At 34.5% G+C, this 12,302-nt stretch carries 9 protein-coding genes; 4 read left to right on the forward strand and 5 right to left on the reverse strand.

Features of this window, described 5'->3' with window-relative positions; translation table 11 throughout:
- Window positions 1-38 precede the first annotated feature (38 nt).
- From R2I74_RS00005 to R2I74_RS00020, 4 genes are all read left to right on the forward strand, one after another.
- Entirely contained in the window at window positions 39-1,577 is a 1,539-nt protein-coding gene (locus tag R2I74_RS00005) for a hypothetical protein (protein ID WP_316352975.1), read from the forward strand.
- Window positions 1,578-1,638: 61 nt separating this feature from the next.
- Window positions 1,639-4,782: an FAD-dependent oxidoreductase gene (locus R2I74_RS00010; RefSeq protein WP_316352977.1), complete on the forward strand. Its 3,144-nt coding sequence runs from the start codon at window positions 1,639-1,641 to the stop codon at window positions 4,780-4,782.
- Window positions 4,779-5,477, forward strand: coding sequence for an RNA methyltransferase (locus tag R2I74_RS00015; RefSeq protein WP_316352980.1), 699 nt, complete (start codon window positions 4,779-4,781; stop codon window positions 5,475-5,477). The genes R2I74_RS00010 and R2I74_RS00015 overlap by 4 nt, the downstream gene beginning before the upstream one ends.
- A 77-nt stretch (window positions 5,478-5,554) precedes the next feature.
- Window positions 5,555-7,303, forward strand: a complete 1,749-nt coding sequence (locus R2I74_RS00020; RefSeq protein ID WP_316352983.1) for a hypothetical protein — start codon at window positions 5,555-5,557, stop codon at window positions 7,301-7,303.
- 509 nt (window positions 7,304-7,812) lie between these two features.
- On the opposite strand, the gene R2I74_RS00025 is transcribed toward R2I74_RS00020, so the two are convergent.
- From R2I74_RS00025 to acpP, 5 genes are all read right to left on the reverse strand, one after another.
- On the reverse strand, window positions 7,813-8,604 hold the full coding sequence (locus tag R2I74_RS00025; RefSeq protein WP_316352984.1) for a cell division protein FtsQ/DivIB: 792 nt from the start codon (window positions 8,602-8,604) through the stop codon (window positions 7,813-7,815).
- Window positions 8,605-8,615: 11 nt separating this feature from the next.
- Window positions 8,616-9,581, reverse strand: coding sequence for a D-alanine--D-alanine ligase (locus R2I74_RS00030; RefSeq protein ID WP_316352986.1), 966 nt, complete (start codon window positions 9,579-9,581; stop codon window positions 8,616-8,618).
- A 21-nt stretch (window positions 9,582-9,602) separates the two neighbouring features.
- Window positions 9,603-10,484: a UDP-N-acetylmuramate dehydrogenase gene (gene murB, locus R2I74_RS00035; RefSeq protein WP_316352987.1), complete on the reverse strand. Its 882-nt coding sequence runs from the start codon at window positions 10,482-10,484 to the stop codon at window positions 9,603-9,605.
- 149 nt (window positions 10,485-10,633) lie between these two features.
- Complete coding sequence (gene fabF, locus R2I74_RS00040) at window positions 10,634-11,890, reverse strand: beta-ketoacyl-ACP synthase II (protein ID WP_316352989.1); 1,257 nt, start codon at window positions 11,888-11,890, stop codon at window positions 10,634-10,636.
- 96 nt (window positions 11,891-11,986) lie between these two features.
- Entirely contained in the window at window positions 11,987-12,244 is a 258-nt protein-coding gene (acpP, locus tag R2I74_RS00045; RefSeq protein WP_316352991.1) for an acyl carrier protein, read from the reverse strand.
- Between the last annotated feature and the right edge of the window lie 58 nt (window positions 12,245-12,302).

Consider the following 12,302-nt stretch of genomic DNA (forward strand, 5'->3'; position numbering starts at 1 on the left):
CATATGTAATGACATAATCTTATTAAAGGATTAAAGAAATGAAAAAGAAAAATTTTCTTCCATCACTATGGTATAATCCATTCTCATATAAATATCTTTTGTGTTCTTTTCCTTTAGTTTTTATGGTGTTTAATCCATACTCGTATGCATATCAATTAGCACAGCAATCAGTTCAGTTTGGTAATGCTTTCTTAAAGCTAGGTTTTAAGGATCGACAAATTGAAGAGCAATTAATAACAGTTAAGCAGCAAGAAGAAGCTATCTTGCGTATTTTTTATATGGCCGGATACCTTACTCCAGAGAGGTTATGGCAAGATGTTAATCACGTTCAAAGTATAACTAACAAAAGGGAAGCATTCTTTGAGTTAACGCATGCTATTAAACATGCGTCAGCTAATCAAAAAAATTATGCAAAATTTCAACCAGACCTATTATATCAATATTTTACCATGATACCTCTTGATAGTAAGCAGTGGATGGATTTATTATTATATATTTCTCAACATGCTTTTAATCGAGATAAGGGGCAAGAACGCAATGAATTAATTAAGCAAAATTGGATGGAAGTTTTCCATCATGAATATATCAAAGAAGCAACGCTGCTTGGGCTGATCAATAGAAAGTTACCGGAATTCAAAAAATACGATATGGTCTGGGTCACCGGAGCGTCACGACCAGGATTATTAGCTAGGCTGGAGGATTATCAATATCTTTTAGAACAAATGGGAATTACCATTAAAAATGGTACATTAATTCTAGCTGGTGGCAGAGAGTTGTGGGCAAATATAGACGGTATGTCTTATAAGTTAAAAAATATCTTTGATACAACAAAATCACTAAATATTGATAATATTGATGTATTAGTTACCGCTGGTGATAAAGAAGAAGCAGTACAGGAAGGAGCGAAATATATACAGTATCTAGCTGAGCAAACGGGAATTAAATTAAATGAATCGCAGCCACTCATTCAATATAAAACTAAAGAAGATTGTCCTGCTGGTAGGTTGCCAGGGCGGCTTTATCCTAATTATGCGGATGAAGAAGAGCGTAAGTTAACTGAAACTACGATGGCTCAGGACTTATTTAAAAAATATATAGATTTAGATACTAGTTTTGAGATCATTGATACTGATTTACTTGAATCTCAACGTCCAACTACAGCAACAACAGTTCGTGAGACGGTAGAGTTTTTAGTAAAACAGATTTTGCAAGGAACTTATGGTGCGCAAAAAGAATTTATAATTTTATTTCAGACTAATAATCCTTATATTGAGCGGATGACAATAGCGGCTCAGCGTGAAGCTAATGAAGTGTTTAAAAAATATCATTTACAGGAACAAGGATATTCAATAAAGATTGATGGTGTCGGCTTTGCTTGTAAACAGGACGTAGTAACTGTTCATTCTGAACTGGCAGCGTTAATGGCAGAAAAATGGAAGCAGGCCTTCCAGGATGAAGAAAATGCAGCGGAGTATATTAAAACTTTATTATTCCAAACCCGTGACAATAATTTTATTGATGAGCCAATGCCTGTTGAGATAACTGGAAATCAGTTGAACCTTAATGAAGTGGATTAGAGTTTAGTTTACTTTAACCATTTTATAGTTTTCTTTTGTAATCTTTAACACATTATATACAGTGCGACTAGCTTTTGGCTTTATTTTTGATCATTTATCTAGTTTAGTAAAGTTACACAAGCTGGATCAGGTCTTTTTAGAATTTTTAAAAGAGCATGATAGCGAGGTATATCAGAAGCTTTGTCATTTACGTACAATAAATAAGTCTAATGCTCAGTCCTATCCTTATTTTGATGAATTAGAATACTCAAATTTGCTCTTAGACCTTGCCCTGATTCTGGATAATTTTTTGGCTCAGCTATTTTTTGTTGAACCGGAAATTATCAAATCAAGGCAGGAGCATGAAAAATTTGATAGTATCTATCAGTGTAAAAGAAAATTTATTCAACGTTTTGCTATTAAAAAATATCCAAAAGCCAGTATTAATTCTATTGATATTGTCCATGTTACCAATGTGCTTGATCAATTAATAGGAGCTGAACTGACGCCAATTACATTTGCTATTCATGTTAATGAATGGCTTTTAGACCAAGAAGAATATGTTGATGCACTTGATATTGCGGCGCAGTATGCAGCTTGGATGGTTCATACCAACAATGAACATATATTATTTCAATTACCAAAATCGGTAAATCAAGCACAGCTAATTGATCAAGATAGAATAGCTCAATATAAAAAGCATATACGTACTGGGTTTGATTATACTAATACCGAATTAACTTTGGATAATGCGCTGAATAATGCACATTATTGTATCTATTGCCATAAACAGGGGAAAGATTCCTGCTCTAAAGGTTTATATAATAAAACTCAAGTTAAGGCTCCACAAGACGGTTGTCCGTTAAAACAAAAAATCTCTGAGATGAATTACCTAAAAGCGCATGGTCTTAACCTGGCTGCTCTTGCGGTAATTATTATTGATAATCCGATGGTTGCTGCTACTGGTCACCGAATTTGTAATGATTGTAGTAAAGCTTGTATCTATCAGAAACAAGAGGCGGTAAATATACCTGTTATTGAAACCGATATTTTACAAACAGTGCTTGCACTACCATATGGGTTAGAAATATACCTGTTATTAACTCGCTGGAATCCGTTAAAGCTTGATAGTTTTTTACCGAAAGTACCAACAGGATATAATGTGTTGGTGGTGGGGCTTGGCCCTGCGGGCTTTAGTCTTGCTCATTATTTATTAAATGATGGTCATAACGTTACTGCTATTGATGGTCAGAAAATTATGCCACTGCAGTTCGACCCACAATTACCAATTAAGAATTGGCAATTGTATACTCAAAACTTATCCGAGCGCTTGCCACAAGGTTTTGGTGGAGTAGCGGAATATGGTATTACTGCAAGATGGGATAAAAATAATTTGATTATTTTGCGGCTAATACTAGAGCGTAGAAGTAATTTTAAAGCATATGGTGGAGTAAGATTTGGCAGTAATATTACCGGAGAGCAGGCGTTTGCTTACGGATTTGATCATATAGCTTTGTGTGTAGGAGCTGGAGCACCAAAAATTTTAACACTAGAAAACGGTTTGGCTGTCGGTGTAAAAACCGCTGCTGATTTCTTGATGACTTTACAAGCTGGCGGTGCTTACCATCAAGATAGTCTGACTAACTTGATGATAAGAATGCCAGTAGCAGTAATTGGTTGTGGTTTAACAGCAATTGATGCTGCAGTTGAGGCTTTAAATTATTATCCATTGCAGGTAGAAAAGTTTCTTAGAAAATATGAGCAACTTAATGAGCAATTTAGCATTGAGGTGATAGAGCAAAATTGGACTATTGAAGATAGGCTGGTAGCGCACGAGTTTATCACCCATGCACAGCTATTTAGAACAGCTAGATCGCAAGCTGAAGTACAAAATATTTTAGATTCTTTGGGTGGAGTTACCGTCTATTATCGTGGTAGTTTAAATGATGCTGCGGCTTACAAATTAAACTATGAAGAATTAATACATTCTATGGCTGCTGGGGTAAAATTTCGCGAGCAGATGAAGCCAGTTAAAGTTAATCTTGATCAGTATAATTATTTACAGTCTGTGGAATTTGAACAGCCGTATATTGATGTCCCAGTAAAAACAATGTTAATTGCGATTGGGACGGGAGATTATATAGATAGTGATATATTAATTAAATCAAATAAATATAGCTATTTTGGTGATTGTAATCCGGAGTTTGCTGGTAGTGTGGTTAGGGCTCTTGCCAGCAGCAAATATGGCTATGCACATGTAACCAGTAGTTTACAACAATTATTGCCGAGTTTTAGCGGTGATTATCAAAAATTCATATCATATTTAGATAATATTTTATTGAGTAAAGTATCGCAAGTTAATATCTTGGCAAATAATATCGTAGAACTAATTATTCATGCACCAGCAGCTGCTCGAAATTTTTGTCCCGGGCAATTTTTTCGTTTACAAAATTTTACTATAGAGCCAACTAAAGCTTTTGAACCTCTGGCACTTACTGGTGCCTATGTAGATTTAACAAAAGGTCTTATTTCCCTGATTATTTTAGCTGTAGGTCGTTCCAGTAGTCTATGTAAGTTCATAAAAGCTGGAGATAAGGTATCATTAATGGGACCGACAGGATTACCTACTGAAATTATTAAGAATAGTAACGTCGTGCTTATTGGAGGTGGTTTAGGTAATGCAGTATTATTCTCTGTCGGTCAGGCTTTAAGGGCTAATGGTTGTAATGTTACTTATATTGCTGGTTATAAGAATGAGGCTGATCGTTTTTATGCAGAAAGAATAGAGGAGGCTAGCAATATGGTTATATGGTGCTGTGAGAATGATATTTTAACTGCTAATAGAGTAGATGATGTTAGTATTAAGGGTACAATCATTGATGGATTACGAGAATATCATGCTAAAAAGAGCAACAATATTGTTGATTGTGTTGATCGCATAATTTGTATTGGCTCAAGCAGTATGATGTTGGCGGTACGTAACATCAAAAATGAGCTGTTTGGTTCCAGCTGTAAATTGATATGTAGTATCAATTCTTCAATGCAATGTATGATGAAGGGGATCTGCGGCCAATGTATTCAACCAGTATCAGACGAGCGAAATTATATATTCGCTTGTGCTTGTCAGGATCAGGATGCAGATATAGTTGATTTTGAGGTATTACAGAATCGATTACAACAAAACTCTTTGTTCGAGAAAATCATGTCTTTTGAAAATAATCTATGAATAATCCGGTGATTATTTTAGTAGCTCCGCAAATGGGAGAAAATATCGGTGCTACTGCACGAGCCATGAAAAATTTTGGCTTAACGAATTTGCGGATTGTTGCTCCTCGTGATGGTTGGCCAAATGATAAAGCCAGCAGCATGGCAGTTGCGGCTATTGATATATTATCAAAGGCAAAAATATATGATGATTTGGCAAGTAGTATTGCTGATTTAGAATATGTATATGCTACAACTTCTGCACCCAGAGATATGAATAAGAGCTATATATTATCCAAGGAATTGCCTAATCATTACCCAATACAGCTGAAAGTAGGAATTATGTTTGGCAGAGAAAATTGTGGTCTGACTAATCAGGAAATTACAATAGCCAATAAAATTATTACTATTGACACTAATCATAATTTTAGTTCATTAAATATTGCTCAGGCAGTGATAATAATTTGTTATGAACTATTTAAGTTGCAAGAGCGTACAGATTTAGTTAATACACAGCTTTTGGCTACTAAAGAACAGATGGATTATTTTTTTGCACATTTATTTACTGAATTGGATAAAAAAGATTTTTTTAAGGTAGCACAAAAACGACCACAAATGACAAGAAATATTATGAATCTTTTTTATCGAATTGAGAATTTATCTAATACTGAATTACAAACCTTGCGAGGAATTGTCAGCACTTTAACAAAAAAGTAAGTGAAGTAAAAAAATCATTTGATTTATAAAAGATATTTGATATATATGAAATATAAATAATTTTATGGTAATAAAATATGAAAAGTCAATATCAGGAAATGCAAGAGAATAGTCAGGAACATAATGCACAGTTAGATGTAGAGTTTGTAACTATGTTATTCCAGCCTCAGTATAACGCACAAGATATTAAAAAATTGGTGAATAGTTTAAGTAAAGAGGAATTTTATAAAATGCTGACTGGTACTGGGTTTCTTTTATATGCCGGTCCTGTTGTTCCAGAAGAAATAGATGTGGCTCCAGTAACATTAGATCTAGATAAAGTAAATCAACCAGTACGAATTGGTATTTATAATATTACACTAACTGAACCAGTTATGGTTCAGCTTATTACCGGAGAGGCAAATAAGATTAATATTGATATTAATCTTAATGATGGTGTAGTACGTCACGCTGTATTTACACCAATTGATCAGTTAGGAGGTCCAACTCATAATGTAAAATTAATTGAGACCACTCATGGCTATGTTTCAAATTCTAAACTCAGTGAAGTGCTGAAATGCTGTGCAAAATTTGGAATCACGGAAATTCCTATTTTGCCAGAAATGTGGGGGCATTTAATGGAGAATGCGAAGTATGATAGCAGTATTGGTAAGCGCCCAGATAATTATGAACAACAAGTTTATAATGCTAAGCTTGCGAAAAAGATCTGCTTGCCTATAGAAATATTAAAGCAGTCTATAAATAGTGCTGATGAATTTGTACAACTATTTATGAAGGCTCCTGCTAAAGAATTTAAAAATTTTGTAAAAGAACATAAAACTGAGTTAGTAAAATGTGTGAAAGCCAGAAGTGATGAATATCTTGAAGGAATATCAGATTTATCACAGTTTAATAAAGCACCAGTGTCTTTATTTGAGCATCTTGGCATTATGGGTTATCAAGTAAAAGCTGGCACAGGTTTTTTACAGCCTTATACTGTTAATAATTGGTTAAATCATAATATCGATCAAATACCTGATTTGTCTAAAAAACTTTCATCACTATTAAAAGAATTACGTGGTCAGGAAGTAGTATTTGAGCCTGAGCAAGTAAAGTACATGCAAATATGGCTTGCTTCACCAGTTGTAAAGATTTTGTTTGATGCAAAAAGTAAATTTACTAACTCTATAAAAATGTTTGTTGAGAGTGGTTACAAATTATTAGCTCCATCAGTAGAAGAAGCAAAGAATGATTGGAAAGAGAGTGTTATTGCTGAGCAGATCTTGCCTAAAATTAAAGATATGATGATGTATCGAAAGCTTCTTTCCGTGGATAAAAATGTTGCTGATAAGAAAGCTATAGAATTTAAGCAGTATATTGCGGAGGAATTACAAAAAGTAGCACAGAATCCACAAAACTTACCAGCAAAGGATAAGCAAGTTCTAAATATATTAGAGATTAATCCTGGTAATATGAAATTAAACCAGGGAAATATAGAGGAAATCAGTGAGCAAGCTTCTAAAAAATTAGTGAAGCTTGCAGGTGATTTTGTAAAAGCCACAAATGATTTTTCATCATTTGTGAATCAGGCTGCTTTTATGAAGAAGTTGGGTCCAGTATTAAAGTATAAAACCACAGCGTACACTAATGATAATAAGTTGCTCAGTTTTTTTGACTATGTAGAACAACTTCCTGTTGCTAAAGCTATGAAAGCGAAAATAATCAAAACTGATAAAGAATATGGTTATAGTGATTCTAAGTTACATGAGGTATTGATAGAGAATCACTGGATTGACCGTGACTTGATTGAGTTGGGTGGTGAATTACAACAGATTGAACAGATATAATTATTTATTTTAGCACTCGCAGCAATAGGTTGTGTTGCTGCGAGTGCTTTTTTTTAAGCAATAGCAAAAAAGCAAGGGTTATATATAATGTGAGCGTTGTTCACGGTTTTTAGAAAAGATCGTCATAGATTTTGTTGAAAATCGAAGCAGTCTAGTCTTTTCAAGTGCTTCCCCTTACTCAAGCTGCAACTGGATCCTAACGGCTCCTCGTGACCTGATATATCCCCACGAATTTGAAGTGTTTAAAAAAACACTCAAAAAGCCTGTCATTGCGAGGAATGTGCGTAAGCACATGACGAAGCAATCCAGAAAAAATCATAACAGTGACACAGCTTTTACTGTGTCAATCTTTCTGGATTGCTTCGTCGTAACCTAAAGGCTACTCCTCAGCTCAGACGATGTATAGCGCATTTCAGCACTTTCAAATTCTGGTGATATATCAGCTCGTGACGGCAACCTTGTATGTAGTATACTAACATTCAAACTTAAAAATCGTGAACGCGCACAGTTTAGTGCTTTTCAATATAATATTTAGTGTGATCACGTAGATCAATAATTTTATAATTTTGATCGAAGAGTTTTTGTGCTTTATATAGTTCTGCTAAATAATTAAAAGCTTGATCAAAGCCAGCTTCTGGCATCTTTACTATAATATCTTGCTGTAAGTTAAGATTCCATCTACGCTCACCATAACGTACAGCTGATACGATTTTTGTCGAAAACTCAGGATGCTGTGCGATATCTTCTAGTAATTTATTAGTATAAATATTGGCATCAACCCCAACCACATGTAATAAATTATTAAAATTATCTATATGCTGGTCAGTAATTACAAATCCTTCATCATCGATTAAAAATAATTGTTTGTTATTTTGCCAAATAGCAATAGGTATTCGTTCAAGTATAGCAATATAAATAGTAGATGGTAGTCTACGTTCTACTATTATTGTTTTAATCCATCGGTTACGTTCTAAATTATCTTGCACTTTTTTTAAATCAATCGACGCTATAGGCGTTCCTTTGTCAGCATTAAGTGCTGACAAAATATCAGATGAAGAAGTATTATGTTGTCCTTCTATTAAAACATTTTCAAGAGTAAATCCTAAATCAGCAGTGAATTCGTAAATATTATCAGCAATCTCATGTCGTAAGTAAGGTAGATATCCAGTAAAAAAAATTAGATAAAAGAAGATGCCAATTAGTATTCTAACAATTATTGTCAGCCGCGTATAAATAATAGCTATTTTACGACGTAGAGGAATGTTTTGTTTTTTCCTATTTCTTTTAGTAAGTTGCTTCATTCTTAGGAAATCTATAATTCATAATTTGCAGTCTTAATTAATTCTTCTATCAGCTGATTAAAGCTTATACCATGCCATGCGAGTATTTCCGGACAGATAGAAAGTGGAGTCATTCCAGGGTGAGTGTTGAGTTCAAGTATAAAACATTCATCTGATTCTTGGTTGTAGATAAATTCTGCTCGTACTAACCCTTTACATCCTATAATACTATTAGCAGCTTCTGCAGTATTCAGTAAGTAATGATAAATTTTATCTGAAATTAATGCTGGCAGTATGTGCTCAGCAAACCCTTCTGTATATTTAGTGTCGTAATCATAAAATCGTCGTTTTAAAAATTTAAGTTCCAATACTCCAAAAGCTTTACCATTTAACAGTGCAATTTGTAATTCGCGTCCTGAAATATATTTCTCAATCATTACTTGATCTCCATATGGAAAATCATAATCAGCAAAGTTAAAGGAATCAGAAGCAAAAATAACTTCAACCCCAATACTTGAGCCTTGTGCTAGTGGTTTTATCACAAAGGGGCGTGGTAAAGGGTCGTGCTTGATATTATCAGATCTATTAACAATAATGCTTTCTGCGGTCTTAATATTATTCGCAATAAACAACTCTTTTGACTTAAGTTTGTTCAAAGCAAGAGCTGATGATAATAAACCGCTATGAGTATAAGGAATACGCATAATATTCAATAATCCCGGTAAACATCCATCCTCGCCATAAGTACCGTGCAAGCAATTATAAACGACATCTGGTTTAATTTGTGTAAGTTTGAGCGCAATATCTGCACCCATATCAACAAAAGTAACTTGATATCCATTGTCAATAAGAGCTTTTATCACTGCTTTGGAAGATACTAAGGACACTTCACGTTCAGCAGACATGCCGCCGCCTACTACCACAATATGCTTTTTCCCATGCTCGTTTTGAGCAGTAACTATAGAATTTTCAATAAATATAGTTTTATATTTATGCATATATTACATGCTCCTAATTTTTTAGACTTTTCCTATTCTTTTAATTTCCCATTCCAGTAGAATGCCGGTTTTTGTTAATACCGTCTCTCGAACAAATTCCCCAAGTGTTTCTAAATCTTGCGCTGAAGCATTACCATGATTAATCATGAAATTACAATGCAAATTAGATATACCGGCATCTCCAATTCTATAACCACGTAGTCCTGACTGATCAATCAATTCCCAAGCTTTATGAGGAGCTGGATTGATAAAAGTACTGCCGCTAGTACGTTCTTTTATTGGTTGGGTAGCCGTTCTTTTAGCATTAATTTCTGCCATTGTTGTGGTGATTTTATCTTTATTACCAAGGGGAGCACGAAAGACAGCCTTGGTAATAATTAAATCCTGAGGTAAATTACTACGCCGATATGTGAAATTAATATCTTGCTGACTAAGCATTACTATTTCTCCTTTATGAGTGATTGCTTCAATATTAAGGAGAATATCTTTAAATTCTGCACCATAAGCCCCAGCATTCATTATTACGCCACCACCAATGGTACCAGGTATGCCGATTAAAAACTCAAAGCCAGTAATAGCGTTTGCCTGACAAAATTTTGCTAGATTAAAATTTAAGCAGCCGCCACCTACAGTAAGATTATAGTAATCAAATTCTATATTGGAAAAATTGCCACCAAGTTTAATTACTACCCCATCTATGCCACCATCTCTAATGATAATATTAGAACCTGCTCCTATTACAGTAATTGGTAACCTATTTTGATTAGGTACTAGAAACTCTATTAAATCATCTCTATCAAAAGGTTTAAAAAATAATTTAGCAGACCCACCAGCTTTAAACCAGGTTAAATGTTTTAAATTATAATTGGTTTTGTAAGTACCTTTGACTTTTTGCAGAGACATATACTGCTCATCTTTCAAGAATTGGTTTTCTAAAATTTCGAGAGCAGGGCTCCTCAAAGTAGTAATCTACGTACCAAAGCTCACTCCTCATTTTAGAATCCAATTCGCAGGTATTGTGCAGTATACATACTTGAAAGAAGTTATTATAGTTATAGCTTTTTTATTACTAAACTTGCATTAGTACCACCAAAACCAAAAGAGTTTGATAATACATAATTAATTTTTGTAGGTTTAGCAACAATCGGGACTAAATCTATTTGAGTTGTTATTGAATTATGTAAGTTTAGAGTGGGTGGAGCTATTTGATCTCGCATACTGAGAATTGAAAATATTAATTCTACACTACCAGCAGCGCCTAATAGATGACCGGTTGCTGATTTAGTAGACGACATTAATAGCTTGTTGCTATAATTTGTAAATAATCTTTCTACAGCAGCAAGCTCAATAGCGTCTCCAAGTGGTGTTGAAGTGCCATGAGCATTGATATAATCAATCATAGAAGGATCAATTTTTGCATCATTTAAAGCGTTGCTCATTGCACGATAAGCTCCTCTTCCTTCGGGATGAGGAGAGGTAATGTGATGAGCATCTCCAGTTAACCCATAACCAATTACCTCAGCATAAATTTTTGCACCGCGAGCTTTTGCATGAGCATATTCTTCCAGCACTACCACTCCAGCTCCTTCGCCCATAATAAAGCCATCTCGATCCTGATCCCAAGGTCTGGAAGCTATTTCTGGAGTGTCATTGTATCTAGTAGACAAAGCTTTAGCTGCCGCAAAGCCAGCTAGGCCAATTGGAGTAATTGGTGCTTCGGCACCACCGGCAACCATAACATCTGCATCGCCATACTTAATGATACGGGATGCATCACCTATGGCATTGGCTCCAGTAGAGCATGCAGTAACTACGGCATGATTTGGTCCGGTAAACCCATATTTGATAGCAACATGACCAGATAGCAAATTGATTAAAGAAGCGGGAATAAAATAAGGACTTACTTTCTTATTGGATGATTGATGAAAAGCGATAGCAGTTTCTTCAATCATTTTGAGACCACCAATGCCAGAGCCTAGAATAAGCCCGGTTCGATCACGAGAGATTTCATCTTCAGGTTTCCAGCCACTATCTTCAACTGCTTGCACAGCTGCGTCGATACCATATTGGATAAACACATCCATTTTACGTACATCACGTGCTGGAATCACTCGTTCCGGGTTAAAACCATCTGAAGAGTTATCATCAACTAGACCAGCTATCTTACATGAGGAATAAGAAGTATCAAATTTTGTGATTTTCTTTACGCCACTTTTTCCTTGTAGAATAGCTGACCAGGAAGTGTCCACATTAATGCCTAGTGGGGTGACAAGGCCAATTCCGGTAATAACAACTCTTCGTTCTGACATATCAAAATATCTTTAAATAATATAATTTCGAAAGTGATTTTATTTTTTAAATTATTTAAGTATATTATTTATTCTAAATATTAATTAACTTAATTACTAACTATTTATTTTTTGTTTTACATAACCAACAGCATCTGCAATTGTGGTGATTTTACCAGCTTCTTCGTCTGGTATATCACAATTAAACGCTGCTTCTATTGCCATCATCAATTCTACTTGATCTAAACTATCTGCGCTTAAATCATCAACAAAATGCGACTCGGATGTAATTTTACTTACATCTATTTTTAATGTTTCAGCTGCAATCTTGATAATTTTTTGTTCGATGTCATGGTCATTCATAATAAACCTCATAATCGTTTATATTGCTCTTCATAAACTATAGCTAAAATTACATTTTTGCTGGATCATA

It is taken from the genome of Candidatus Trichorickettsia mobilis (assembly GCF_963422225.1).
GTDB classification, from domain to species: domain Bacteria; phylum Pseudomonadota; class Alphaproteobacteria; order Rickettsiales; family Rickettsiaceae; genus Trichorickettsia; species Trichorickettsia mobilis_B.